This window comes from Sporosarcina sp. NCCP-2716, from assembly GCF_023707985.1.
GTDB lineage: Bacteria > Bacillota > Bacilli > Bacillales_A > Planococcaceae > Sporosarcina.
Map to the genome: position 1 here is coordinate 1 of NZ_BRCF01000004.1, position 25,397 is coordinate 25,397.

At 47.8% G+C, this 25,397-nt stretch carries 25 protein-coding genes; 10 read left to right on the top strand and 15 right to left on the bottom strand.

The genetic code is table 11. The features are described from left to right. Positions 1-390: 390 nt before the first annotated feature. A complete protein-coding gene (locus tag NFU03_RS07305; RefSeq protein WP_251637482.1) occupies positions 391-2,277 on the bottom strand; it encodes a UvrD-helicase domain-containing protein in 1,887 nt (628 codons plus the stop codon). 2 nt (positions 2,278-2,279) lie between these two features. Continuing rightward, entirely contained in the window at positions 2,280-4,193 is a 1,914-nt protein-coding gene (locus tag NFU03_RS07310; RefSeq protein ID WP_251637484.1) for an ATP-dependent nuclease, read from the bottom strand. A gap of 154 nt (positions 4,194-4,347) precedes the next feature. On the opposite strand from NFU03_RS07310, the gene NFU03_RS07315 reads away from it, so the two are divergent. Then, positions 4,348-5,121, top strand: a complete 774-nt coding sequence (locus NFU03_RS07315) for a hypothetical protein (protein ID WP_251637485.1) — start codon at positions 4,348-4,350, stop codon at positions 5,119-5,121. A 173-nt stretch (positions 5,122-5,294) separates the two neighbouring features. On the opposite strand, the gene NFU03_RS07320 is transcribed toward NFU03_RS07315, so the two are convergent. Continuing rightward, positions 5,295-5,636, bottom strand: coding sequence for a toprim domain-containing protein (locus NFU03_RS07320; protein ID WP_251637486.1), 342 nt, complete (start codon positions 5,634-5,636; stop codon positions 5,295-5,297). Between the two features lie 244 nt (positions 5,637-5,880). Here NFU03_RS07320 and NFU03_RS07325 point away from each other — a divergent pair, with 244 nt between their 5' ends. The 4 genes from NFU03_RS07325 to NFU03_RS07340 are packed head-to-tail and all read left to right on the top strand — an operon-like array spanning position 5,881 to position 9,179. Then, positions 5,881-6,435, top strand: a complete 555-nt coding sequence (locus NFU03_RS07325) for an RNA polymerase sigma factor (protein ID WP_251637487.1) — start codon at positions 5,881-5,883, stop codon at positions 6,433-6,435. Beyond that, on the top strand, positions 6,428-7,183 hold the full coding sequence (locus tag NFU03_RS07330) for a hypothetical protein (protein ID WP_251637488.1): 756 nt from the start codon (positions 6,428-6,430) through the stop codon (positions 7,181-7,183). The genes NFU03_RS07325 and NFU03_RS07330 overlap by 8 nt, the downstream gene beginning before the upstream one ends. Then, positions 7,168-8,040, top strand: coding sequence for an ABC transporter ATP-binding protein (locus NFU03_RS07335; RefSeq protein ID WP_251637489.1), 873 nt, complete (start codon positions 7,168-7,170; stop codon positions 8,038-8,040). Before NFU03_RS07330 ends, NFU03_RS07335 begins: the two co-directional genes overlap by 16 nt. Next, the gene (locus tag NFU03_RS07340) at positions 8,037-9,179 is read left to right on the top strand and encodes an ABC transporter permease subunit (protein WP_251637490.1); all 1,143 of its coding nucleotides are present in this window, start codon (positions 8,037-8,039) and stop codon (positions 9,177-9,179) included. Before NFU03_RS07335 ends, NFU03_RS07340 begins: the two co-directional genes overlap by 4 nt. A gap of 406 nt (positions 9,180-9,585) precedes the next feature. Here the strand turns inward: NFU03_RS07340 and NFU03_RS07345 are convergent, their stop codons facing one another. The 3 genes from NFU03_RS07345 to NFU03_RS07355 form a co-directional block, all read right to left on the bottom strand. After that, positions 9,586-10,146, bottom strand: a complete 561-nt coding sequence (locus NFU03_RS07345) for a cysteine hydrolase family protein (protein ID WP_251637491.1) — start codon at positions 10,144-10,146, stop codon at positions 9,586-9,588. A gap of 240 nt (positions 10,147-10,386) precedes the next feature. After that, entirely contained in the window at positions 10,387-10,857 is a 471-nt protein-coding gene (yiaA, locus tag NFU03_RS07350; protein WP_251637493.1) for an inner membrane protein YiaA, read from the bottom strand. 138 nt (positions 10,858-10,995) lie between these two features. Further along, entirely contained in the window at positions 10,996-12,288 is a 1,293-nt protein-coding gene (locus tag NFU03_RS07355) for a DUF5068 domain-containing protein (RefSeq protein ID WP_251637495.1), read from the bottom strand. A gap of 293 nt (positions 12,289-12,581) precedes the next feature. Here NFU03_RS07355 and NFU03_RS07360 point away from each other — a divergent pair, with 293 nt between their 5' ends. After that, entirely contained in the window at positions 12,582-13,145 is a 564-nt protein-coding gene (locus NFU03_RS07360) for a hypothetical protein (protein WP_251637497.1), read from the top strand. A 3-nt stretch (positions 13,146-13,148) separates the two neighbouring features. Here NFU03_RS07360 and NFU03_RS07365 read toward each other — a convergent pair whose 3' ends face one another. Then, positions 13,149-14,075 (bottom strand): DUF7916 family protein, encoded by a 927-nt coding sequence (locus NFU03_RS07365; protein ID WP_251637498.1) that lies wholly within the window; start codon positions 14,073-14,075, stop codon positions 13,149-13,151. 145 nt (positions 14,076-14,220) lie between these two features. Between NFU03_RS07365 and NFU03_RS07370 the strand changes: the two genes are divergently transcribed. The 3 genes from NFU03_RS07370 (at position 14,221) to NFU03_RS07380 (ending at position 17,240) form a co-directional block, all read left to right on the top strand. Further along, positions 14,221-14,508: a metal-sensitive transcriptional regulator gene (locus tag NFU03_RS07370; protein WP_251637499.1), complete on the top strand. Its 288-nt coding sequence runs from the start codon at positions 14,221-14,223 to the stop codon at positions 14,506-14,508. Between the two features lie 36 nt (positions 14,509-14,544). Continuing rightward, positions 14,545-14,745: a copper chaperone CopZ gene (copZ, locus tag NFU03_RS07375; RefSeq protein ID WP_398289980.1), complete on the top strand. Its 201-nt coding sequence runs from the start codon at positions 14,545-14,547 to the stop codon at positions 14,743-14,745. A gap of 80 nt (positions 14,746-14,825) precedes the next feature. Beyond that, positions 14,826-17,240 carry a heavy metal translocating P-type ATPase gene (locus tag NFU03_RS07380; RefSeq protein ID WP_251637500.1) on the top strand — a complete coding sequence of 805 codons (2,415 nt, stop codon included), beginning with the start codon at positions 14,826-14,828 and terminating at the stop codon, positions 17,238-17,240. 83 nt (positions 17,241-17,323) lie between these two features. Here NFU03_RS07380 and NFU03_RS07385 read toward each other — a convergent pair whose 3' ends face one another. From NFU03_RS07385 to NFU03_RS07420, 8 genes are all read right to left on the bottom strand, one after another. Then, entirely contained in the window at positions 17,324-17,779 is a 456-nt protein-coding gene (locus NFU03_RS07385; RefSeq protein WP_251637855.1) for a spore coat protein, read from the bottom strand. Between the two features lie 91 nt (positions 17,780-17,870). Continuing rightward, positions 17,871-18,185, bottom strand: a complete 315-nt coding sequence (locus NFU03_RS07390) for a hypothetical protein (protein WP_251637501.1) — start codon at positions 18,183-18,185, stop codon at positions 17,871-17,873. Between the two features lie 121 nt (positions 18,186-18,306). Then, complete coding sequence (gene yedF / locus NFU03_RS07395; protein ID WP_251637502.1) at positions 18,307-18,546, bottom strand: sulfurtransferase-like selenium metabolism protein YedF; 240 nt, start codon at positions 18,544-18,546, stop codon at positions 18,307-18,309. Further along, a complete protein-coding gene (gene yedE / locus NFU03_RS07400) occupies positions 18,536-19,744 on the bottom strand; it encodes a selenium metabolism membrane protein YedE/FdhT (RefSeq protein ID WP_251637503.1) in 1,209 nt (402 codons plus the stop codon). The genes yedF and yedE overlap by 11 nt, the downstream gene beginning before the upstream one ends. A 126-nt stretch (positions 19,745-19,870) precedes the next feature. After that, a complete protein-coding gene (locus NFU03_RS07405) occupies positions 19,871-20,311 on the bottom strand; it encodes a hypothetical protein (RefSeq protein ID WP_251637505.1) in 441 nt (146 codons plus the stop codon). A gap of 94 nt (positions 20,312-20,405) precedes the next feature. Next, positions 20,406-21,503: an acyltransferase gene (locus tag NFU03_RS07410; protein ID WP_251637506.1), complete on the bottom strand. Its 1,098-nt coding sequence runs from the start codon at positions 21,501-21,503 to the stop codon at positions 20,406-20,408. Between the two features lie 138 nt (positions 21,504-21,641). Continuing rightward, entirely contained in the window at positions 21,642-23,159 is a 1,518-nt protein-coding gene (gene opuFB, locus NFU03_RS07415) for an osmoprotectant update ABC transporter permease/substrate-binding subunit OpuFB (protein WP_251637507.1), read from the bottom strand. Next, entirely contained in the window at positions 23,159-24,109 is a 951-nt protein-coding gene (locus NFU03_RS07420) for an ABC transporter ATP-binding protein (RefSeq protein ID WP_251637508.1), read from the bottom strand. Before NFU03_RS07420 ends, opuFB begins: the two co-directional genes overlap by 1 nt. Positions 24,110-24,334: 225 nt before the next feature. Here NFU03_RS07420 and NFU03_RS07425 point away from each other — a divergent pair, with 225 nt between their 5' ends. Next, positions 24,335-25,300, top strand: coding sequence for a c-type cytochrome (locus tag NFU03_RS07425; protein ID WP_251637509.1), 966 nt, complete (start codon positions 24,335-24,337; stop codon positions 25,298-25,300). Positions 25,301-25,397 lie beyond the last annotated feature (97 nt).

Below are 25,397 nucleotides of genomic sequence, written 5' to 3' on the forward strand. Positions count from 1 at the left end.
TGTTGGCAAGTGGCCTTTTTTTATACATAAATTAGCTGCCGTTTCCTACATTTCTAGTGTGCCATAAACACCTTATACTCGTACTTACTTGGCAGAATCGGCAAAGAAGCTAAATTCCAAGACGCCCATTCTTTTCGATATTCTTTCGGCTCTTTTAACTCAACTAAATGTCCAATCCCCCATGTAATTATCGGACCGGAAGGAAAGGTGTTGCATGGGTTTAGCTCAATATGAGTTTTATGACGAGCTTTTACTGAAAAAGCATCTGCATATGCCTTTGCTTGGGATGGTTTTTCGGCTAGGATAGCTATTTTACTTATTTTAATCACTTCTTTATTATTTTTTAATACGATAAATATTAATTTTTTAAAAACGGATTAAATTCTATAGTCATTTTACCTTATCGACATATTCAATTTCCCAACCAGCAGCCTTCAGTTCTTCTTCGTGTCCATCTATAGTCTCTTCTCTAATTGCGATACAAAGTAAATGAGAAGGGCGTGTCATTCCGACATATGTCATCTTTAGGTTTTGTAGTTTTCTTTTGGCGGTTGTTTTAGTGTGTTGCCCCTTCAAATACTCTATTATTCGTTTAATATCATAATCAAAGTAAAAGGTTTCTAAATAAAGTGTGGCTGTATGTGTCTCGCCTTTGACACCATGAATGGAAGAGATCTCTATGCTGACATCTGTTTCATCCTCTGAAAAAGTAAATACGTTAGTCTGTACCTGATGCTCTTCCATCACATCCTCTGACTTTGTTTGGAAAAAGGTATTTAATTTAGAAGTATCGCTCCACTTAAAAATCTCTTTAATTTCACAAGAAATGAAGGCAGTCACTTCGCTCAATATTTCTTCATCATTTTGGATTTTTAAGCACCATTTAGAAAGGTTTAGTAATAATTGAGCAAAAACTTCTTCATTGTTTTCTTGAAGATACCTTAAAAATGATTGTTCTGTGAAATACTTGCCCTCATTTTTTTCATTCATTGTTCTTAATGCTTTTACAAACCCCCTTAGTATTCTTTTTCTATAAAGATTGCTCCCTTGATTTATAACTTCATCAATATTTCCTTTTGCCAAATAGCTTTTTAAATGATCGAAATCAATTTTCTTTTTACGTTCTTTTTCATACATATCCCAATAACTAGTTATCCCCAATTCACTTTCATGTTCTGATACCCATCCAACGGCTTTGAAAATATTACTGTCACGGATATGTAGATTGTTTTCGATAATTAACCTTGAAAAATGTAAAAGCACATTTTTTTGGCTAGCTTCGGAAAAAACTAGAATTCGAGGATTTATTTCCTCGATTAACGAGTTGCCAACCAATTCTTGTGGGCTGATACATACATTTTGAACAACAGAGGCAATCTTACGCGAAAAGCGCTTACTATCTGATATTTCAAGTATTGAGTCTTTGTTTATATCCCAAAGTCCCGTGGCATTAGGATCATCATATATTGCTTGATTTGGATCTCCAATTCTCTGGATAACAACGGTCTCATCGAAAATTGAATTAAGTAAAGTAATCTGATGTTCCATCGTGTCTTGCATTTCATCTATAAAGACATAGCGAAAACGCTTGGAAAATATCTCTTTAAGATTAGGATGTGTCCTAAGGTATTTAAAAGATAAGTAATATGCATCGTCATAACAAAGGATTCCGTCCTCCATAATACTCTCCTTTAATTTTTCTAGAGCAACATAGCTGTCGCTCTCGTGATTTTTATAGATAGGGTTCCCATGTAAGCCGTTTACCAAAGTAGAATTGTCTAAATTGAACCTAATTTTTGTAACATCTATACGCTGTTTCTGTATACCATATCGTAATTTCCAAGGTATATGGTTAAAAAGTTCTTTATTTATAGCTTCATTGTATATTTCATCATCTATCCTAAGTGGCCTTTTTCCATAGAAATATATATAAGCCGGAATTGCTAAGAATTGATTGATAAATGACTGTATCGTGCTACAGTTATTTGGATATCTAAAAAGATTAACTCCAGACACACCCAATCTTTTTTTTACTTCATCAATGGCAGTGTTGGTGTGGGTAAGGATACAAATCCCTTCATTATTCTCTAATGGTAGTTTGGTGTTTAATATTGCCAACTTGGCTAGTAATGTAGTTGTTTTCCCGCTTCCTGGGCTTGCTAATACGTCTACAGTGTCTAAGCTTTCAATAATCTCTCTTCGTTCAGCATTAAATGATTCACCGTCTTTTAGTAATAGGCCCTCTGAGTATAAAATATCTTTATCTGTTATCTGCATAGTTACTCACCTCCGGTTGTAGCGTGGTGAATAGCTTGCACAATATATTGTAATTGCGGATCACTCTGGAGTTTGGATTTTATGCTTTCAGGATTCTTCCCTTTCAAGTCCTCTAAAATTTCAGCAAAGCATTGGGCGGTTATTGCTTTAGATATTTTTTTCTTTAACACTAGATCATAATAAATATAAAAAGCTCTTTCTTCATTAGAAGTACTATTTTTCTCCCACTCTTCATACAGTTCATCGACGTCTTTTGTGATTTTTTGCTTCTTTTCGAGTGTTAAACCAATGACATCACTGTTGCCTATTTTTTCTGCCCTAAGAACAGCAGTTAATAATTCTTTTTGTAGTTTACCCAATGCAAGATCATATTCTAATGTCCAATCAGGAGAAATAAATAACCTTACATTTTGACCATCTATATTGCTGATTTTATCTGCCCTTCTTTGTTCTATAGGTTTTTCTATTTCTAAATCACTCTTTGTGCTAACTTCTGGTTCTCTTGTTTTGTAAAAATCGGGCTTAATATCGTTATCGGTTATAGCCGCAACAGGAATATTTAACACTCCGCGATCTGGATTTTTTCTTTTAAAAATTCTTGAGTATCTTAAAAAAGCTGTGTTACCTACATTAACTACAGTTACCCCATGCTTGGAGAAAGGCTTTCCTATTATATCTGCGATGGTCGGTAATAATAAGTTTTCTGAATCACCTTCCACCAGAATTACCCCTTGTGCAAAGAATAGGTTTGCCTTCATCGAGTCTAAGAAGCGTTCTAAAAATAAGTAGTCGCCTTTATTTAAAGTTGTATAATTTTGACCCATAGGAAAAGCTTTGTCTTCTTTGCAGATTATTAAATTTTCTAATCGTACTTTTGAAGCAAGGTCGGTACTATGTGTAGTCATAATTAATTGTACATCGGAATTTTTTACTTCTTCCTGGAGATAATCAATTAATCTAATTTGTGCTTGTACATGTAAATGGGCTTCAATTTCTTCAACCAGTGCTAATTTTAAGCCTTGGTACGAGTTTCTTTTTAAAAGTAGCAATTCTGTTGCAATAAATAATAAATTTTGAGAACCTAGTCCTGATTTATTATCTGTCATTTCTAGGTTCAATCTTTCAAGTATATTTTTTAGGTTTAATTTTGCTAAAGTAAAATTTGATTGAAGTTTATTGTTAATACCTCCGAATTCATCTAAATAATCATTAATCTCTTTTAATAATTTCTTTCCTTCTTGGTTGGGCAATGGAGATCCGTCTTGGTTTATACCTTTAAAGTACCTTTGAATCTTTTCATTTGCCTCCTTTATCGCTTCAAAAATATAATGTCCTTCTTCCTTTCCTTTAAATGCATCATGACTGTTTAAAATTTGTGCTAATCGAGAATTTCTTTTGGGTGACATTTCTTTTTCGGCATCACGTAAAGGTTTGAGATAAGTACTTCTTAATAGGTTCCTTGCTTCTCCGCTAAGTTGTTTTCCTTCATGGTCTGGTCCAGCTTTAATATCATAATAAATAGTACTTTTATTTCTTTTGGCAGTTAAAGACACTTTAAGATAATATTCGTAGTTGCCCTGATCATTTTTCTCCATACCTAGCCATTCTAAGAAGTTTTTTGCTTCATCATTGCTAAATCCTTTGAAAACGCATTCGATACGTAATTCAGAAGCTCTGTTTGTTTCATCGGTTTCTCCGGCAGGCAGATGGAAATCCTCATTCTCAATTCTGATATTTTCATAGCTTTGAGTATGAATGGTGTATTTTATTGCATCTATAATTGCTGTTTTCCCCGAATTATTTTCACCAACTAATAGGTTTAACCCTGGAGTGAAATTAAGGATTAAACCGGGATCGCCTTCTATTGTTGATGAAAACTTCCTGAAATTCCAAACACTTAACTCAGATAGATACATATTCTCTCTCCTTTAACATAGGTGTTTATATTCAATAGTAATCCATTATTAGAAAATAATCACACTTAATGTATAACTTTTGTGTAATCAATTGGGAACTGATATATTTATATGAAAGTAGGGAGGGATACAATTGTTCTCAAGGGCAACGATAATGGACATTATGTACTTATTACGAGACTTGAAGTCACATTCTGAATTAAGTACATATGCATTTAGGTACGGATTAGATAGAGTGGCAGTAGGAAATAATTTAGAGCAAAGAGTCTTAGCAATCGGTGGGTTTTTATTGGAAAATCCACAAACGCCTGGAATTCTAGGTGACAATCTGACATATGAGATTGTGGACGATGTTATTAGCAAGACAGTATTAAATAATTATTTTTTTAAAACTGACAACAATGAATTTGTTAATTATCCGCAATTAAGAAGACTTCTATTAAAAGATGGGTTTGTAATAGAAGATGGTATATTAACTAGAACATTTGAAACAGATATAGACTTCAATACAAATGAAACCTTATTGGGAAAGTTACTTGATAAGCACAATCTAGAGACGGCAAAAGGTCATTATAATCAAGCTAATAATGCATTCAACCGCGGTGATTGGGCAGCTTGCAATAGTCAGCTAAGGAGTTATGTAGAAGAGTTATTTAACGCATTAGCTGAGAAAATAACTGGACTCCATTTTAGTGATAGCCAATCAGCTAGAACTGCCCTATCCCAATGTAATCCACCGTTATTTTACAAAGGGTTAAATGAGTGGTTGGATAATGGACAAGGATTCTTTGAGACGTTTTGGAAAAGACTTCATCCTGAGGGGTCTCATCCCGGGCTTTCAAATGAGTATGATTCAATATTTCGGCTTAATCTTGTTCAAATTTCAACGCTTGAAATTTTAAGGAGATATGATCAAAATTGTATTTAATTTAGTTAAAAGGTTATGAATTATAAAACCTCTGCTTTTTTGAGAAGTGCACATAAATCCAGATAATTAATCTGGTTATGTGCATTTTTACATTTGTGTGCAAAATAAATTCTTGTTTGATATCTATATAATACGTTGGAATGGATTGAAATTATTATTATGTACAAGAACTTTTATGGAGATATGTCCGGGTCACACGCGTTAATGACCGTATCGGTGTTCTTCATCAGCTTTTTCACGACTTGGAACTGCTTGTATTTCCCCTTCGACACCTCGAACTCATAGCGGTCAGGCAAGATCGGCAGGCTGCCGAGGGACCACCGTTTCCAGGAAGGGTTGTACGTATGCGGCTCCTTCAGCTCAACCAGGTGGCCGACACCCCATGTCAAAAAAGCCCCCTCCGGAAACACCGGACACGGCAGGATCTCCATATAGCCCTCATGTTTGCGAGCCGAAAACGCATCGGCATACGCCTTTGCCTGCGACGGCTTTTCGGCGAGGATCACCGGTTTCATGACAGCACCTCGTTTCAGTGGTAGTACAGGTGTTCTAATTATCTCATAGTTGAGAAGGGATTGCGAGTGCCATTGCTATTTTATAGGTAACCGCCTGTTACAGAGATCATTTCTGAACAGGCCGTTTTTGCGTTGCCAGATTAGTATCCACTTTTATTGAAAATCAAAAAAGTTAAATGATTTTCAGAGATTCGCTGTTAATCTAGAGTGAGAGGTATTTTTTTCGATAGGGCGTGTTGGGAAGGTGAAGACATTTGAGGACTATAGGTTGATCCGGAAGATCCAGGCGGGAGATACTGACGCGTGGGAAACGCTGGTGGCCAAATACTACGATCAAATCTTTTCGTTCTGCGTAAGGCGGTGTCTAGGGGACCGGGCGCTGGCAACGGATTTAACGCAGGAAATCTTTTTAAAAGTGGTCGAAAACATAGGGGACTATCGGTTCAGCGGAAAGTTCTTCAATTACTTATTTACGATAACGGTTAATGTGTGTAACAACCAATATCGAAAAAAGAAGTTGGCGCAGTTTGAGCTGGATGAGACCGTTTTGCCTTCCGAGTCAGAGACCGCTGTCCATCAGCTGATCAAGCAGGAGAGTGCAAACGAGCTGCAGGCAGCATTGAATCAGCTGCCGGACGTGCAAAGGGAGGCGCTGATCTTGAAGTATTACCATGAGTTAAAGGTGAAAGACATCGCTACCATCACCGGAACAGGGGTTGCCACGGCTCAATCTCGCATTCACCAAGGGTTAAAAAAGTTAAGCAGAGCACTCAACCGGGAGGAGTATCAAAATGGATGACAAAACGATGAAGAGAATAGCCCAGTATGAAGTCAAATCGGACGACGCACAGAAACGGCTGGTCGTTGAGTTAGGTAAGCGGGCAATCCATCAAAATCAGCTTCATCGGTATTCAATGCTCAACCTGTTTGGCTCGTCCCTGCGTTTCACAAGGCTGCGTACGTGGCTGATCCAAGTAGTATTGCTTCTCGTCACAGCGGTTTTCATCACAAAGGCCGTCAACACCGTGTCCTCTGTACTGATCATTCAATGCGTGACTGTCGTGCTTGTTTTTTCTGCGATTTTCTTCATGGAAGAAGTATTTCACAGCGTTACGACCGGCATGTGGGAATTGGAACAGACGCTGAAGTATGACTTGCGTCAGCATACCGCAGCTAAGTTGCTGATTTTCGGCGCAGCCGACTTGTGTCTGATCGTCTGCCTGGCCTTCATCTGTCAAGGTGTCGCCATGATTCCGTTCTGGCACATTTTTCTATACTTGCTCGTTCCATTTAACATCACATGCATCGTCCTGTTGTCCCTGTTCACGATCTGGCGGAACCGACTGACGTCTTTCGTTTTCTGGATTGGGGCAGGACTGCTGCTGATGGGCTTTGTAATTATTATTAGCGCTTATAATATTTATGAATTCAGCATGTTGTATTGGGGGATCGGCTTTACCGTGTCAGCCATATGGTTAGGGTTGATTGTCATGGGAACCGTGAAGCAGAACAAATGGGAGGCGTTTTACGAATGCAACTGGAATTAAAAGATCTGACGAAAAGCTATGATGATACAATCGCGCTGAATCGCGTATCCTTTCGCTTAACGCCGGGGATTTACGGCCTTCTCGGATCGAACGGATCAGGAAAGACGACGCTATTTCGAATCATAAGCGGGGTGCTTAAGCAAACGACAGGCACAGTGACATACAACGGGGAGAATACCCGTGCCAATTCAGACGCGTTCCGCTCGATACTTGGATTTTTGCCCCAGGATTTCAGCTATTACCCGGACTTCACCGGCATGAAGTTCATGTTATACATCGCGGCGCTCAAAGGCATCCATAAGAACGTCGCGAAAAAAAGATGCGTAGAACTTTTAGAGTTGGTGGGCTTGGAGGATGTACGGAATAAAAAGATCAAAACATACTCCGGCGGCATGAAACAACGGCTTGGCATTGCGCAGGCGATGATCAACGATCCCGAAGTATTGATCCTCGACGAACCGACTGTCGGTTTGGATCCAAAAGAGCGCGTGCGGTTCAGGAATTTGATCAGTTCATTCTCTGAAAACAAAATTGTCCTCCTCTCCACGCATATCGTGTCAGACATCGAATATATTGCAGATGAAATTCTTGTCCTAAACAAAGGAGTTCTTGAAAACAGGGGGCCTTCCTTCAGATTGATCGACACTATCAGCGGATGCGTTTGGGAGACAGAGGTAGAAAATGACAGGCTCGCCGGGATGCTTCAGCAGCACTTGATCAGCAATCAAAAACATGCAGGCAACAAGACGGTACTCCGTATTATTTCTAAGGAAAAGCCCGCTCCTGAAGCGAAACACGTGCAGCCGACATTGGAAGATTTGTATCTCTATTATTTCAGGGAGGAGGCGGTACGATGAAGACCATTGTGAAATATGAAATGGAAAAAATTCAGCAGAACCGGACCTTTATCGGGGCACTCGTCATCTCCCTATTCGTGCTGGCCGGCATTTTGTACATCGGCATGTATCATGCACAGCTACAAGGTATCGAACGGAAAGGGGTTGAAAATTATCATCAGATAGTCGAGCGGAGCACCGGTGAATTTACCGATCAACGAGTACAAGATGTTCTTTCAAATTACATAGGACGCTTCCAGCAGGACGACGTCAACAATAGGGGATTTGACTTGTTTTCCTGGGAAGTGGCGAATACGTTCATTGCTAATGGGGAAAATATTTACGACCGGATGAATACGGCAGTCAAACAAGGGGAGACGCTCACAATTGACCAAATAAAGGTGAAATCAATAGAGGAAATTGGCTTCACCGAATTCGAAAAGCCCTTGAAGATGGGGAGTTTCGTGACTTGGAAAGACTTCTATCACGTGACGAACCAGTTGTTCCTCCTCATCAGCACGCTTTCGATTTTACTGTGCAGTCTTGTTTTCTCCAGCGACACATCCAGAAATATGAATCCGTTATTGCTGTCTACTAGGCGTGGCAGAAAGCAAATGACCGTAGCGAAAATCATAGCCGGCACTTTCATTTCCGTCTTGGCGTTCCTCTTTATCCATGGTGTTTCACTCGGTGCGTTTGCTTTATACAACAGTGGCTTCACAGGCTGGGACACGAGCATTCAAACGAATTTTTCTATGGAATTGTTTACATTTCCCGTGGAGCTCAATCAGCTGCAAGTATACGGGTTAGCGGTGGCACTTCAGTTGATCGGCCTGCTGGCAATAGTAGGCATCACGCTCTATATTTCGTCTGCCACACGATCGCCGTTCAGTGCTCTGCTGATTGCACTCGGAATCTTCCTATTGCCGAAAGCACTGACGCAACTGGTGAAAAGAGGACCGATTTATCACCTGCTCAACCTGTTTCCCATCAACAACTACGCCGTCCAAGACTTTTTGACGCTGATGAGCACGAAAACGGAATTCTTCCTCACCTACTTCATGCAAAACATGGTTCTAACAATGGTCGTGTTAGTGGCGATAGCCCTCCTTTGTAACTGGGCTGTTTACCAGCGGCTGAAACAGTATCAGGAGGCGTGAAGGTAGAGGGAGAAGGTGGCGGTAGTCTAGAGAGTCAGTACAAACTCAGTTTCTAGAACAGCCCTACATTTGTAAATTAAAACTGGAGACAGCTCTTAAATAAGTTACCTTTTTGAACTTCCTGCGACTCGAGCGATTTGATCGACAGCTGGTCGATCATGTAATCTTACAGCTGTGAAAGGAAACCATTATTTTTTCATAGAAAAAAGCAATCACCCTCCGCTTTGGCTAAGTGTGAGGGGATTACTTTTCAAACAAACATTGAATATACGACGACCGCTCTTATAGAAGACATCCTCTGCTGCTGACTTCTACTATTTTGATATATATTTATTGAAATCATTAAAAATGGCCTGCATAGAGCTTGACAGCAACAAACGAATCCTGCAAAAACTATAGATGCTCGTCAGCTTAGAAGATCATTCATTAATTCATCTGTCGTAAGCACTGTTGCAAACTCCTCATGAAGAGTAGCTAATGTGATATTGTGTATTGTGTCTGCGTCGTAGTAGTGATTATTCTGGTCCTTCAAACCAAAGGCAGCTGTTGCGTCAGAGACCAGGTAGGTGGTAAAACCTAAATTACCACTCATACGTGTAGTCGTTGATACACAGTGTGGCGTAGTCAACCCTGCAATTACAACTTCCGATACATCATTTGCTCTCAAATAATCCTTTAAATTTGTACCAATAAAACTGCTGTTCACTTTTTTCTGGATAACGACTTCATCACCCTGAGGTTTTGCCAATTCCTTTATCGCGAAGGTGTCTTTTTTCGGATGAAATAATGACTGGGGATCATCAGAAACATGCTGGATATGGATCACCAACCAGCCCTCTTCTCTCCAACGCTTTAAAATCAGGCTGACATTTTCCTCCGCATTAAGATTATTGCGTTCCCCCCATTTCTCATCGTCAAAAGCCTTTTGTACATCTACGATAACGAATGCTTTTTTCTTACTATCCACGAAGTCACCTCTATATGTTGCTTTTTCACAGAACTGAGAAAACCAATACATTATACTGCAGGCATCATAATGACATAGAATAAGTTGAGAAGAAATGGCCAGCTGATTCTGGCAGATAATTGTTAGATTGTTGTAAGTAAATCCATAATTAACTAGTTTTCAAAGTGACGACGAACATGTTCCTATAACTTGTCTGATGCCCCATTCACAACGTATATCGATCAGGAAAACTAGGGCTTCTCACTCTAGCCCTCTTGCCTTCTGTGTATCCCTCACGTTTTTCTGGACAGTGATCGCCGAGAAGATACTTAGAACAAAGGCCATTCCATAGAATCCTTTTTCACTTAAAATAATACTTCCGGCGTTGTACAGACCGATGGCCATCAGCAAGATGGACACAATCAGGGCGAACCAGCTGATGCCGTAGTAGATATTGGTTACGGGGATCCCTTCGTCTCTGTCCCGGACCGCTTTTTGCAGGGAGACAGCGGAATAGAGTCCAAATATCAAGATGGCAAAGTAATAGCCTTTTTCATTCAGCTCCATCGTCGCATTATACAGTCCGAGAAGATAAGCGGCTACGCCAATCAGCAGCGCCGCCAGGGAAGCGCCTTTAAACGCAGCAGTCGGTTCTCCTTCTTTCCGTTCCGGTTTCCGTTCGGGTTCCTCTGGTCGTTCTCTATTGAAAAGATTTCCGTTCTCTGAAGTCATGGAATATTCGACCTCCTTTTCAATTAGTATATTCAATCAAGTAATAAACAGCAATACATTCTGAGATTTGTCATCTATGTTTCAAGACACCTGTCTCCAGAGTAAAAGCGCGGCATCAGCATGGATGCCGCGCTTGTATCACTTCATCGGTAATTCAAACGTCACCGATTGTTCTTTGAATAGTTTTTTCGCATTACCATCTGCGAGCGGGCCAAATTGCAGGCTCAGGTTCTTCAGTAAGTCGAATTCGTCTTTGCGGAAGAGGAAGACTTTAAGATACTCCTCCGATTCTCCGGGCTGCTGGTCATCGTACAGCGTTGGTTCCAGCATGCCTTCAGACAGCATCGTTCCGCGGTTCTGATCGAGAAGCAGGCGGGCATCTGCAAAAGATTTGGCGAAGGCCGCATCGCTGTTGTTGTCTACCGTGAGCTTGGCTGTCACTGCGACAAGCGGGCCGTCTCCAAAATTACGGAAGCGGTCAGCGTGGGCAGCTGTCGGCGTGATGTCAGCATATTGGACACCCTCCAATGTAATGGAAACACCGTCGATTTTTTTTGTTTCTTGAATGTCTTCTTTGGAGAAGAACAATTCTTTGTCCGCAATCGTATCGGTCACCATCTTGTCGGCGTAGAGTGCCGAACTTTTAGATGCTTTCTCAGCTCCGTCTTCATTGAACGGGATTTTAAAAATTGCTTCGTCTCCAAGACTCTTTTTGAAATCGTCCTCAAGCATCGGGCGGTCGACCGTCAGTGTCGGGGCGGTCAGTCGCTCGTATTGGGTTTTCGTCATCGTATACGCCTGCATGCCTGTGTACGTGCCTGCAGAGTACTGACGGCCGGCATTATCCTTATCGCCTTTCAGCCAGTCATCCTCCTTAACGAGACTTCTGCGCATATACAGATTCTCCGTACCGTCGTCGGACAGCATCATCGTGCTTGCATTGAAGTAGACATCCTCATCCAGCTTGGTGTCGAAGCTGAATTTGTAAGTGATGACATACCCCTCATCTTCTTCATCGAAGTTATGTTTGGCCGATTCGTTTACATTTGTGACATGGGCGATCTGGTAAGACTCGATCGCCAAGGACACCTTATCGGAATAGTCATGCGTCAATTTCGGATCGTTGTTCGTGAAGACGATTTCTACGTCGCCTCCTGTTTCTTCCTCAATATATGGGTTGAGATTCTCAGCAGAACCGCTTTCTGATGCCTCAGCTGCTTCTGTTTCGCTGCCTTCTGTTTCCTCTGTATCTGTCTGTTCTTCGGTTTCAGTTGTTTCGGCTGCCGTCTCTTCTTTTTTCTTCTCAGCTGACGCCGGTTCTGAAGCTGTGGCAGATGCAGTTTCCTCATCTGTATCTTTTGCGCTTCCGCAAGCTCCCAGCAATAAGAGTGATGCAGCGATACTGCCCATCATCATAGACTTCAATTTCATTTGTTTCGCTCCTTTATGAATACTATTACTAGGATAACTATACCAGTTTATACATTCTTCGAATGGACTATTTTTTCAAACGATTCTTAAGTAAGACTTACACTAAACTAGTAGTGCAGAAAGACCTGACGTATAAAACGAGTCAGGAAGAAGGGAGAAGGGATGTGGATAAATATCCACGCCCGAAGCGGGAGAAAAGGCTCAGAGTGAAGTGAGGATACGCGGAGTGCGATTACATGTGTGTTTTGAAGTCTCCTGCAGTTTCACGTATGATTCTAGAGGAGGTGAAGGTGATGAAACGTACATACATCCCTGTCCAATATGACAAGTCGGTCTACAGGACACTGTACTATGATACAGAGGAGCGGCGTTTCTTTGAAAGTTTCGGAGGAAAGCAGAGTACAGGGCTTGCCCTTTTATCAGGTACTGTGGGAGTTATCTTGAATGCGTATTTTGGCAGCTGGACGGTGTCAGTCATAACTGGCCGGCTCGCTGTGCTGGTGACAGCTGCTGCGATGAGCCTGGTTCTATCTGCTTTGCTGATCGGTTTAACCTACTTTTTGACGGAGAGGAGCAGGGACAGCTGGGTATACGTAACAGCTCCTTCTGCTGCGGAACTGCCGGGAATGGTCCGCAGCGGAAGACGCTGGCTTTTATCTCAACTAATGCTTATCCTTGGTTTCTTTCTGCTGAATAGTCTCTTTACGCTGTTTTTGCTGATTTTTCCGGACAGCGGGCTTGTTTTTGCCGGTGTGACTATTTTGTGGGCAGTCCTGTTCCTGATGCTTTGGGGAGTTCAGCCATTTGCACGGCTCCGGCTGCTGCGTTCACTGGAAGATATGAAGATCCGGCAATAGGGCTTATCGGAGTACCGATTTCGCCATCCGCACATACGTATGGCGGCGTCCGCGGATTGCGATGGAATAGGCCATGATGTTTTCCGGCACGGCAATCCCATAGAAACCGGTGTCGCCGATATGATGGATGTCAGCACCAGCCATTTTGCTGTTCAGGGCAATCTGGCGGATGGTCGACTCGTCGGCACCTTCCTGGCTCGTGCCGATTGTCAGCATGGCCAGCGCACCCTTTGAGTGGACGAATTGGACATATTGTTCCGCTGCGGCAACAGTGATGCCCGGCACGGTTCCCGGAGCCGGCATGAGAATGACATCCGCGCCAGCATCGATAAAGTCCGCCAGCACGTCTTCGGACAAAAGACGGCTGCCCATTTCACCCGCCACGCCGGCGCCGTGCATCTTGCCGGCGATGATCAGGCCGCTTTCCCCGAACACGTCCCGAGCCAGCTGGATTGCGGCAACGGTCGCATCGTTCGTGACGCCGGTTTTCGGGTTGCCCGTCAGGCAGACGAAGTCGAAGCCGAGCTGTTTCGCCGCGTTCAGCGCTTCGCGTGTCGCGAGACGTCCGGCGGGCAGAGCATCGAGCTGTTCCGCCTGTTCAGCATCCGGATCAACCGGATCCAAGTTCAGGCCGACGGGACGCCCGGTCAGCCGTTTGATGCGTCCGACAACAGACTCCCCATTTACTTCCTCCGCATCCGGACAGCCTTCGATCGCCGGATGGAACACATCGAACACATTCAGCAGCAGCAAATCCGCGCCGAACGATGCTGCCAGTTCCGCGTTTGTGACACTGGGATACAGGGGCGACGCATTTGCAATCGTCTCCGACAGCAATACGCGCCCCTCGCACGCCTGAATCGACCGCCGCAGCGCCTGCCCGTCCATCTGCCTGAAATCCGAAGCTGTACAATCCAATAATCGTTTCAATCTGAACACCCCTTATCCTGTTTCCTCCAGTATCTCACAGGCGGCCTGCAGCGTCATGGGGTACCGGACCGTACCTGTTGCAATTGGTAAAACGCCTTGTTAAGATAGGGGTATAGGGTATATCATCTCCCGAGGAGTGAAGCAGATGACGGGATCAGCGAAAACGACTGTCCAGCCGAACAAACAGCAGCTGCTGAACCGGCTCAAGCGCATCGAAGGGCAAGTCCGCGGTGTTCATCAGATGGTGGAAAATGACCGCTACTGCGTCGACATCCTCCATCAGATCAGCGCCATCCAGTCGGCCATGAACAAAGTGTCGCTCGCCCTGCTGGAGGACCACACCCACCACTGTGTCGTCAACGCCATCAAAGGACAGGACGGCGAAGCGGCGATCCAGGAACTGATGAGCGTCATGAAGACGATGACCAAATAAGTAAGCAGATAAACCAATAGACAGGAGGAATTCATCATGGAAGCAGTATTGAAAGTTGAAGGAATGTCGTGCGACCACTGTGTCAGCGCGGTCGAAACGAATGTTGGGGAATTGAAGGGTGTTTCATCCGTCAAAGCGGATCTGGCGGCGAACCAAGTGACTGTCAGCTATGATAGCGACGAAACGCTGAAACAAGTGAAAGAAACGATTGAAGACCAGGGCTACGATATCGTGTAACGAAAAATGGATTATACGGCAGACGTATAATCCTTTCTTTTCACTGAAATATACCCCTTACAGGTATAGGAGGGAACGGCATGGCACCAACGGAGGAAACGCTTAAGATCCAAGGCATGACTTGTGCGGCTTGTGCGAACCGTATTGAAAAAGGGCTCAGCCGGATGGACGGCGTGGAGAAAGCGAACGTCAATTTCGCGCTCGAGACATCGACCGTCGTCTATGATCCGCAGCTCGTCAGCACAAAGGACGTCACGGAAAAAATCGAGAAGCTCGGGTACCATGTTATTCAGGATAAGGCCGAGTTCGACGTGGCCGGCATGACGTGCGCCGCCTGTGCTGCCCGAATCGAAAAGCGGCTGGGCAGGATGGATGGTGTTACAAGTGCGGCTGTCAATTTTGCGCTCGAGACACTGACCGTCGTCTATGACAGCGGCCGGACGGGTCCTGCCGAGATGGCCGCCGCAGCGAAGAAGATGGGCTTTGACCTGATTCCGAAGACGGACGGATCGGAAAAGATCGATCACAAAGAACAGGAAATACAGAGACAGACCCGCAAATTCATCTTCTCGGCGATCTTGACGCTGCCGTTATTATGGACGATGGTTGCGCATTTCGAATTCACGTCATTCATCTACCTGCCGGCATTCCTCATGAATCCGTGGGTGCAGCTGGCCCTCGCGACACCTGTGCAGTTCATCATCGGCGCTCAGTTCTACAAAGGGGCGTTCAACGCGCTGCGCAGTAAAAGTGCCAATATGGACGTCCTCGTTGCACTTGGTACGAGCGCTGCCTATTTCTACAGTCTGTTCCTGACGTTTGAATGGATGAACGCCGGCAGTACAGGTGAGCCGGAGCTGTATTTTGAAGCTTCCGCTGTCATCCTTACGCTGATCCTGCTCGGGAAGTTGTTCGAAGTGCGGGCGAAAGGGAAGACGAGTCAGGCAATCCAGAAACTGCTCGGTCTGCAGGCGAAAACTGCACGCGTCCTGAAAGACGGTGTGGAACAGGACATCCCGATTGAACAAGTGGCAACTGGAGATATCATCATCGTCAAACCGGGTGAAAAAATTCCGGTGGACGGCGAAATCGTTGCCGGTCAGTCGGCGATCGATGAATCGATGATCACAGGTGAAAGTATCCCGATCGATAAGGCGGTCGGTCATTCGGTCATCGGTGCGACCATCAATAAGAATGGGTCCCTGCAGATAAAAGCGACAAACGTCGGCAGGGACAGTGCGCTGTCGCAGATCGTCAAAGTGGTGGAAGAGGCGCAAGGGTCGAAAGCGGACATCCAGCGCCTCGCGGATAAAATCTCAGGTGTGTTCGTTCCGATTGTCGTCGGCATCGCTGTCGTGACATTTTTCGTCTGGTACTTCGCCGTGATGCCGGGCGATTTCCGTTCTGCTTTGATTCCGACCATTTCCATCCTCGTCATTGCCTGCCCGTGTGCACTCGGGCTTGCGACACCGACGTCCATCATGGCGGGTTCAGGCCGGGCCGCTGAGATGGGGATGCTCTTCAAAGGCGGCGAGCATCTGGAGAATACCCGGTCCATCGATACCGTGGTATTGGATAAAACCGGTACGGTGACAAAAGGGGAGCCGGCACTGACGGACGTCATCGCAACCGAAGGTTTTGCAGAACGGGATGTCTTAGAATTGGCCGCTTCCGCAGAAACCCAGTCTGAGCATCCTTTAGCACAAGCTATTGTAACGGGTGTCAGAGAAAGAGGAATCGCTTTGCTCGAACCGAAAACGTTCAAGGCGCTTCCTGGCTATGGAATCGAAGCGGAAGTTGCAGGGAAACATGTGCTTGTCGGAACGAGAAAGCTCATGGGGAGCAGAGACATTGCCCTTCAAAACATCGAACCCACCATGGAGGACATGGAGAATGAAGGGAAGACGGCGATGCTCATTGCGATCGACGGCAATTTAGCAGGTGTCATTGCCGTAGCGGATACTGTCAAGGAAACGTCCAAAGAGGCGATCAAGCGGCTGCGCGATCTCGGACTCGACGTCATCATGCTGACGGGCGATAACCGACATACAGCAGAAGCGATCGGTCGGCAGGTCGGCCTGTCCCATGTCATCGCAGAAGTACTGCCCGAAGAAAAAAGCGGGAAGATCCAAGAATTGCAGGAGCGGGGGAAAAAGGTGGCTATGGTCGGTGATGGCATTAACGACGCACCTGCCTTGGCTCTTGCGGACATTGGTATGGCAATCGGTACCGGGACGGATATCGCCATCGAAGCGGCAGACATTACGCTCATGCGCGGCGATTTGAACAGTGTGGCGGATGCTATCATCATGAGCCGTAAAACGATGCGCAACATTAAGCAGAACCTGTTTTTCGCCTTTTTCTACAATACGATCGGCATCCCGATTGCCGCGCTCGGCCTGCTTGCCCCGTGGGTCGCGGGTGCGGCGATGGCATTCAGTTCCGTCTCCGTCGTGCTGAATGCATTGCGGCTGCAGCGGGTGAAACTTGATTGAATGACAGGGAAAGAATGCAAAAGCCTCTTCCGGTAATCGGAGAGAGGCTTTTGTCTGTTTCATCCTTACTTGTATCCATCTGGTTACAAGATATCCAACTGGGCCACGAGTGCGACGAGGATCTGTAGAAGCAGCTGGAGGGAAATGGCGACATCCGTATCTGTTGTCGTCACGTCAACGCCCCGGGAATTCACGATGATCAGCCGCTGGTAGTTGGCTTGGCGGATCTGCGCACGTTCCAGTAGTTCTTGTGTTACTTTCTCAGCACGGGCACTGTCCGCGATGGTGATATTGACCACAACAGCAATCGCGACTTGGAGAGCGGCCTGCAGGGATACCGCGATCTGGGTATCTGACGTAGAAACAGTGACGTCACACGAATCACGGATGACAATCAATTCATGTGAAGACTGATCGATGTCTGACAGGACGTTTGCAGTGTTGGTGATATCTCCGTTGTCCGACGAACCGCAAGGATTGCATGGATGGTTTGCAGATGGGTCAAGTGCACACCATTCTTCTTCACTCGAATTATACATACTGCTCACTTCATTTCATCTCCTTTCTTTTCTTTCCTACTATATTCAGCTTCCTACCGGCAGATTGGACGGATAACATGATAACCGGCCGTTATTCGTCCGGCGTATCAGGAATATCCTCCGTCTCTTTTTTTGAACGGAATGACTCTCGCAGCGGGCTGCTGGAAGGCTGTTCTTTTGCCTCCTTCTCCATGTCCGACTTCACGGTAGACTGGTTTTGCAGAAAATCCTCCACCTGACCTTTCAGTTTCTCAACAGTAGTCTTCAATTGCTGCCGCTGCTCCTCTGACATCGAGTCCTTAACGGAAGAGGTGTTCACCTTGTGTTTCGAAAACACATCTTTAATGAAAATCTCCAGAAATTGTGTGGACAGGCTCTGCAGCTCCTCACGACTGCTTTTTGGCAAAACGATTCCCTCCTTTACACTGTTTGTTATATGTTATGCAGGAAAAGGAACCGCAGCTGGGCAGTGCGTTTTTCCCGGAAATATAAAAAAGCAGAAGCCGGTGAATGGCTTCTGCTTTTGCTTATGCATAAATATAGAACAAGTATTCCTGTCCATTCTTCACAGGATCCTTTGCGAACGTATAGCCATGTGCGATTGCTTCTTCCGGCACGTTGCGGAACGATCCCGGGCAGTCGGTGATGACTTGCAGGAGTTCGCCTTTGTTCATGCCTTCGAGTGCTTCCAGTGTATAGATGACCGGATACGGACACGATTCGCCGCGCAGGTCGAGTGTGAAATCGGCTTCCAGATCAGTTTGCATGCTGTTTCGCTCCTTTCGCCAGTACAATTTTACGATGATATTGCTTTTCGCGGTAAACCGTCAGCCCGTACAGGACAGCAAGCATGGCCAGGGTCGCAGCAATTGCTCCGACTGGCCCGAGTGAATCGAGCAGGTTGACTTTGGCTCCGCTTTTGACGAGTGTATCATAGACACCGAGATGATCCCATGCATATGCAAGGATCGTGGCTCCGATGACATTGCCGGCGAACACCGGCAGGAACAGCACCTGTCCTTCCATCAGGCGGTACATCATCCCGGTTTCACAGCCGGACGCCATGACGATACCGAACCCGAACAGGGCGCCGCCGATGAACGTGCTGAGTGCAGCGATCTGCGTGATCGGCGTCAGGCCGTAGACGGAGATGACGATGATCGTCACGATGGAACTGACCGCCATTCCGAGAATGATCGCTTTCGCCATGACGCTCCGGCCGACGAGGAACAGGTCACGGAATGCAGATGTGAAGCAGATCTGCCCGCGCTCGATCAGGATGCCGAACGCCAGTCCGAACAGTGCTCCAAGGCCGAGCAGTTTCTGGCCCGTCACGAAGAAGTAGACGGTCAGCGCGAGGTAGACGATCGCAATGGCCCCGCCGATGTACGGCTGGATGACGCGCGCTTTCGCAGGTGCCGGCTTCCCGGAGCCCCGGGTCAGCGTCGGCTTGCCTTTCCACCAGCGTGTCTTCGTCAGCTTCGCTCCGAAGAACGTCCCGATGCCTGTCGCGACGATGAAGATCCAAGAGTGGAACGAAAACTGCGGCACGCCTGTGAAGAACGCGGCCAAGTTACAGCCGAGCGCGAGCCGTGCCCCGAACCCGGCGACGATTCCGCCGATGAGTCCCTGGACGTAACGACGTTTTTGCTGCGGCCGCCGGATCTTGAAGCTGTTGCTCAGGAGCACCATGACGAGCGCCCCGACAAACATGCCCCAGACGATCCAGCCGTCAGGGCGGCTCCACGTCGTCCCTTTCAAATGCACCATGTCATAGTACGCCCAGCCGGAAATATCCACGCCGAACAGTTTGAGGATGTCCCCGCCGAGCCGGGTGAATTCACCGGTGACGGCCCATACCGTCGAGGTCAGTCCAAAATAGACAGCGCTCAGGATTCCCGCGATCGCCAAAACGACATACGGATTCCAATAGCGCTGGAAAATCGATTGATTTATCTTTTTCATCTCATTACGCTCCTTCATGAAAGTACTTTTCTATTTTATGCCTAATTACGGAGAAATCAAGAGGGATACTAGGAAAAAGAGAATTAATATGAAAAAACCCCCTCGAAAGGGGGCTTGCAGGCGTACTTATTTCGTATCGATGAAGACAGCTTTCACGACAGGGACGCCCTGATCGTCCTTTTCCGTATAGCTGCCGTAGACGGTCACTTCGGTGCCTTCCGGGATCTCCGTCCGTTCACCGAGCCGCAGATCGTCGACCCACAGCACATCCTCCGCTGCGTCAGTGACGTCTGCCTTCAAGCCGTACTTGCCATCCTCGGCTGCGAATACGGTGCCTGTGAAGTTCACTTTCTTGTTCGCCGGCACGTCACCGGAAGCAACATCGGGCAATTCGACTTTTTCCGTATCGCCTTTCAGCCCTTCCTCCAGTCCAGACGCGTCATTCTGCTCTGCCGGCTGTTCCGCTGCCGGCGCTGTATCGTTCTCTGACGGTTTGTCAGCATTATCCGTATTGCTGCATGCGGCGAGCAGGAGTCCTGCCGCCAGTAAGATCATCGGTTTCTTCAAAATCATCGCCCCCTTGTTCATCATAAACAATTTTCTGCAAAAAATAAACTTCCTTTTGCGCCCGCAGAAATTTCTCGGCAGCGGGGGGAGCAGCTTATTCTTTGACCTGCCAGAACAGCGGGGCTTTCTTCGGCAGTTTCCCGAAGATGAAGCTTGCGAATGGCACGAACCGGTGGAACGTCCAGATGATCAGATAGCAGAGGATCACCGTGATCGTATATTGCAGGAATATCGTCACGTGCCAGGACAGCGGCGTGCCGCGGGTCGGCAAGTATTTCATCACCTGGAACAGGACGAGGGGATGCATGAGGTAGAAGCCGAACGAGTAGGCCGCCACGCTCCGCATCCGGTGGACCGATACTTTGCGGGACCAGCGCACGAGATATTCGGCAAAGTAGAAGAAGAACAGACTGCCGATCACCTTGAACAGGATGCCGATCATCTTATAATAGTCGTCGTCGATCGGCAGCCGCTCGAAATACGTATTCCGGTAGCGGATGAACACATACGTCAGACCGAACAGCAGACCCGCCGCTCCGGAGAGGGCCATCTTCTTTTTCGACATCTTATCGATGATCGTCTCATAATGGACACCGATCCAGGCGCCGAGCATGTACGAGCCGATGAAGCTGAACAGGAGCGGGACGGTCACGAAATCCGTGTGCATCGTGAACTGGAAATAGCCGTACTCCGCGAGGATCCCGAAGAGCCACAAGTATTTCCGGAAAAACGCAAACTTGCGCACGAGAATGACCAGCAGGGGAAAGACCAAGTAGAATTGCACGACGATGAAGATGAAGTAGAGCTGGTACTTGCTTTCCCCGAACAAGAGCCGGTGAATGATGTCGCTGAGGACGAGCGGCCGGTCCTGATAATGCCACATTTCGACTTCGTAGATGAGTGACCAGACGACGTAGGGAATCAGTATGTAGGTGACGCGTTTTTTCCAGTAGGTGAGCAATACGTCTTTCGTGAACGGGCGGTCGCGGTACATATAGAAGAAGACGATTCCCATGATCATGACGAACATGCCGCCTTCGACCCGGACAATGTTGTTCAGGAAGAAATAGAACGTGTTCTGGATCGAGGGCGCCGGGAACAGGTGCCGGTATTGGGCGGTCGTATGGACAAGCACCACGAACAGCATGGCGAAGAACCGCACGTAATAAATGGAAGAGATTTCTTTTTTCACAGAGTTCATTCCTTTATTGGTCGAGTTGCCAGCCAACTGCCAGTATAGCGCACATGGAGAGCGGATTGCAAAAGGCCCTTCGTCACAAAAGGAAAAGCCAGCAGAGACACCGATTACCGGAGTTTCTGCTGGCTATGTTCATTTCAATAATCCTGCTTCCTCCAAGTACTGGCGGGCCACGTCGGCCGGCTGTTCACCGCCCGAGTTGACGCGGAAGTTCATATCCCGCATTTCGTCATCCGTCACTTTGCCGGCGAGCTTGTTCAGCACGTCTTCAAGTTCCGGATGTTTATCGAGCGTTTTCTGCAGCAGCAGAGGAGCGCCCTGATACGGAGGGAAGAGCTCCTTATCGTCTTCGAGCACGGTCATCTCGTACTCCTGCAGTTCACTGTCCGTCGAATACGCATCCATGAGGTTGATATCGCCCGACTGGACGGCCTGATAGCGCAGTTTCGGCTCCATCGTCTTCACGGACGGGAAGTCGAGGCCGTACAGTTTCCGGATGCCTTTGTAGCCGTCTTCGCGGTCGTTGAATTCCAGGGTGAAGCCCGCTTTGACATTGTTCTGGACGGAGGCGAGGTCCGAGATGGCGGTGATTCCGGTCTGCTCCCCGAATGCTTTCGAGATGGCCAGTGTATACGTATTGTTATACGACATCGGCTCGAGCAGCGCCATGTCGAACTGGCTGACGAGGCCGTCCCGTGCCTGTTCGTACACTTCTTGGCGGTCATTGCTCGCGGCGTCCTCTTTCAGGAACTCGGACAGTGCCGTGCCGGTGAATTCCGGATACATGTCGATGCTTCCTGACTTCAGCGCGTTGAAGACGAACGATGTCTTGCCGAGACCGGGTTTCAGTTCCACGGTCAGATCGGTTTCATCCTCGATCAGCAGCTTGTACATATTAATGAGGATTTCCGGTTCGGCACCGAGTTTCGCTCCGATGACGAACTCTTTCTTCGAGCCGTTTGCAAACAGCGGCACGACAATTACGAGCAGGGCGGCCAGGAAGAAGACCGCCAATGCGGCCGCCGCCTTTTTGAACGGCAGCCCCTCGAATTTCTTCAGCAGGAAATCGAAAGCGAGTGCAAGCAGCGCAGCAGGAACCGCACCGAGGACGATGAGCGACGGATTGTTGCGGTCGATGCCGAGCAGGATCAGATCACCGAGCCCGCCCGCGCCGATCAGCGCAGCAAGCGTAGCTGTCCCGACGATGAGCACCATTGACGTACGGATGCCTGCCATGATGACCGGCATCGCAAGCGGCAGTTCGACTTTCACGAGACGCTGCCGGTTCGTCATGCCCATCGCTGTGGCGGCTTCCCTCAAAGAGGGATCGACTTCCTGGATGCCTGTGTATGTATTGCGCAGGATCGGCAGCAGGGCGTAGGCGACAAGTGCGATGATGGCGGGGACTTTCCCGATACCGAGCAGCGGGATGAGCAATCCGAGCAATGCGAGCGACGGGATGGTCTGCAGGACGGCACTCGCGCCGATGACACTTTCCGCGATCCGCCTCCGGTTCGTCAAGTAGATGCCAAGCGGGATGGCGATCAGGACGGCGAAGAAGAGGGCGATGAAAGACAGCTGGATATGTTCGAACAGGGCACCCGCCAGTTCCCCTTTCCGTTCTTTGAATACGTCTGCAAAGTGGCTCATCATGTCGCCGTCCTTTCACGTTCCTGCGCAGCCAGGTAATCAAAGACAGCCGATCTCGTGAGCATGCCGGCCGTCTGTCCGCTGCTGTCCGTCACATAGACGGTGTCTGAGGACTGCAGCGCATCGAGGACGGTGCTCCAGTCGGCGTCCAGAACGATGGAAGGTTTTCCGTCCGGCGAACCGGCACGGACAGGCTGCATGTAATCGCGCAGGACGAAGGGCTTCGTTCCATGACTGCCGATGAACTCTTTCACGAACGGCGTTGCAGGTGCTGCCAGTATTTCATCCGGCGTCCCGAGCTGTTCGACCGCTCCGTCTTTCATGATACAGATCCGGTCGCCGAGCTTCAGCGCCTCCTGGATGTCGTGCGTGACGAAGACGATCGTTTTCCGGATCGTCCGCTGCAGGTGCAGCAAATCTTCCTGGAGCTTCAAACGGCTGATCGGGTCGAGCGCACTGAACGGTTCATCCATGAGCACGATGTCGGGATCCGCCGCGAGCGCCCGTACGACGCCGACCCGCTGCTGCTGGCCGCCGGACAGTTCACTCGGCTTCCTGTTCCGGTATGTCTCAGGGTCGAGGCCGGTCATCGTCAGCAATTCGGTGACCCGGTCCCGGATCCGCGCCTTCTCCCATTTGTCCAGCTCCGGCACGATGGCGATGTTCTCTTCGATCGTCATATGCGGGAACAGGGCGATCTGCTGCAGCACATAGCCGATCTGCCTCCGCAGTTCGTGGACCGGGTACTCGCTGATCCGCTTATCCCCGATCCGGATAGTCCCTTTTGTCAGCGGGATGAGCCGGTTGATCATCTTCAGGGTGGTCGTCTTGCCGCAGCCGCTCGGGCCGATCAGCACGAAGAACTCCCCTTCGCCGATAGTGAAATTGATCTCTTCCACGACATTGGCTGTGCCGTCATATGTTTTCGTGACATGGTCAAAAGTTATCATCCGCACGCTTCCTCTCCTGAGTCCTTGCTCGTTACTGACGCAAAACCCCTCTCTTCCCCTTTTATCCTAATCCGGATGAAAGGAAACCCGGCAGGCCGATGTTTTACCTGGAAGCTCCGAGGGAAGAGAATTGCGAATCCGTCTGTACATAAGCTGCCGGCAGCTGCCCCCGTAACGGCTGCTTACATTTAATTGATCAAAACATAATAAGAGGAGGGGTTTTTCATGCGTAACAAATCTGCATGGGTGCTGAGTGTACTGGCACTCATTGGGCTTGTCGTAATTTTCATTATGGCGAACGAATTGAAAAAGGACAAGGAAGACGGGCAGGCCATCCAATCCGGAAATTTGAATGACGTATCGGACGACGTGGAGATCGCCTACAATCCGCCGTCGATGGATGATCTGCCGGACGGTCCGGAAGGGGAGGCGATCCAGCGCGGCTATGATCTCATGATGGATACGTCCAATCTGCTGCGGGAGAAAGCCGAAGCGACGGACGGGGAGGACGTGGTCAACCAGCTCGCATGCACAAGCTGCCATGCGGGTGCCGGTCTGGACAAGGATGTCTCTTCGCTCGTCGGAGTCACCGCCCAGTATCCGAAATACCGCTCGCGGAACGACGCAATCGCGACGATAGGGGACCGCATCAACGGATGCATGGTGAGGAGCATGAACTATGAAAAATTTGATCCCGACGACGAAGACCTGAATGCCATGATCGCCTATTTGACATACATATCGAAAGGGATTCCTCAAGGGGCTGATCTGCCGTGGCTCGGGAAGAACGAAGTGGATGAAGTGCCGATCCCGAACGTCGAGAACGGGCGGGGGATCTATCAGCAGTCATGTATCACCTGCCATGCGGCGGACGGCTCCGGTTCCGGTCCGACTACCGGTCCCGCACTGTGGGGGGAAGGCTCGTTCAACGATGGGGCAGGCATGGCCAGGATGTCGAAAATGACGGGCTTCGTCCTGGAAAACATGCCGATGACCGCACCCGGATCGCTAAGCCCTCAGGAAGCGGCCGATGTCTCGGCGTTTGTCCTGTCACAGGAACGTCCGGAGTTTCCGGACAGTGCAGATGACTGGCCGGACGGTGACGGACCGAAAGATATTATGGACAAGGAGAAGCAGCAGCAAGTGAAGGAAGGCACGATCGACTGGGAAAAAGTCCTCGGCCATGAGTGAACAGACCGGGGGGCGGGGCTGGTAAGGGTATTCCCTATTTCGATCGAAATTAGTTTAATGTTATATATTTCGTGTGCCGGAGATGATACGATAGTCT

Bases quoted from the DNA above. Each gene is read 5' to 3' on its own strand.
- NFU03_RS07305 (WP_251637482.1), bottom strand. From the start codon at position 2,277: ATGCAGATAACAGATAAAGATATTTTATACTCAGAGGGCCTATTACTA.
- NFU03_RS07310 (WP_251637484.1), bottom strand. From the start codon at position 4,193: ATGTATCTATCTGAGTTAAGTGTTTGGAATTTCAGGAAGTTTTCATCA.
- NFU03_RS07315 (WP_251637485.1), top strand. From the start codon at position 4,348: ATGGACATTATGTACTTATTACGAGACTTGAAGTCACATTCTGAATTA.
- NFU03_RS07320 (WP_251637486.1), bottom strand. From the start codon at position 5,636: ATGAAACCGGTGATCCTCGCCGAAAAGCCGTCGCAGGCAAAGGCGTAT.
- NFU03_RS07330 (WP_251637488.1), top strand. From the start codon at position 6,428: ATGGATGACAAAACGATGAAGAGAATAGCCCAGTATGAAGTCAAATCG.
- NFU03_RS07335 (WP_251637489.1), top strand. From the start codon at position 7,168: ATGCAACTGGAATTAAAAGATCTGACGAAAAGCTATGATGATACAATC.
- NFU03_RS07340 (WP_251637490.1), top strand. From the start codon at position 8,037: ATGAAGACCATTGTGAAATATGAAATGGAAAAAATTCAGCAGAACCGG.
- yiaA (WP_251637493.1), bottom strand. From the start codon at position 10,857: ATGACTTCAGAGAACGGAAATCTTTTCAATAGAGAACGACCAGAGGAA.
- NFU03_RS07355 (WP_251637495.1), bottom strand. From the start codon at position 12,288: ATGAAATTGAAGTCTATGATGATGGGCAGTATCGCTGCATCACTCTTA.
- NFU03_RS07360 (WP_251637497.1), top strand. From the start codon at position 12,582: ATGAAACGTACATACATCCCTGTCCAATATGACAAGTCGGTCTACAGG.
- NFU03_RS07370 (WP_251637499.1), top strand. From the start codon at position 14,221: ATGACGGGATCAGCGAAAACGACTGTCCAGCCGAACAAACAGCAGCTG.
- copZ (WP_398289980.1), top strand. From the start codon at position 14,545: ATGGAAGCAGTATTGAAAGTTGAAGGAATGTCGTGCGACCACTGTGTC.
- NFU03_RS07380 (WP_251637500.1), top strand. From the start codon at position 14,826: ATGGCACCAACGGAGGAAACGCTTAAGATCCAAGGCATGACTTGTGCG.
- NFU03_RS07385 (WP_251637855.1), bottom strand. From the start codon at position 17,779: ATGTATAATTCGAGTGAAGAAGAATGGTGTGCACTTGACCCATCTGCA.
- yedF (WP_251637502.1), bottom strand. From the start codon at position 18,546: ATGCAAACTGATCTGGAAGCCGATTTCACACTCGACCTGCGCGGCGAA.
- yedE (WP_251637503.1), bottom strand. From the start codon at position 19,744: ATGAAAAAGATAAATCAATCGATTTTCCAGCGCTATTGGAATCCGTAT.
- opuFB (WP_251637507.1), bottom strand. From the start codon at position 23,159: ATGAGCCACTTTGCAGACGTATTCAAAGAACGGAAAGGGGAACTGGCG.
- NFU03_RS07420 (WP_251637508.1), bottom strand. From the start codon at position 24,109: ATGATAACTTTTGACCATGTCACGAAAACATATGACGGCACAGCCAAT.
- NFU03_RS07425 (WP_251637509.1), top strand. From the start codon at position 24,335: ATGCGTAACAAATCTGCATGGGTGCTGAGTGTACTGGCACTCATTGGG.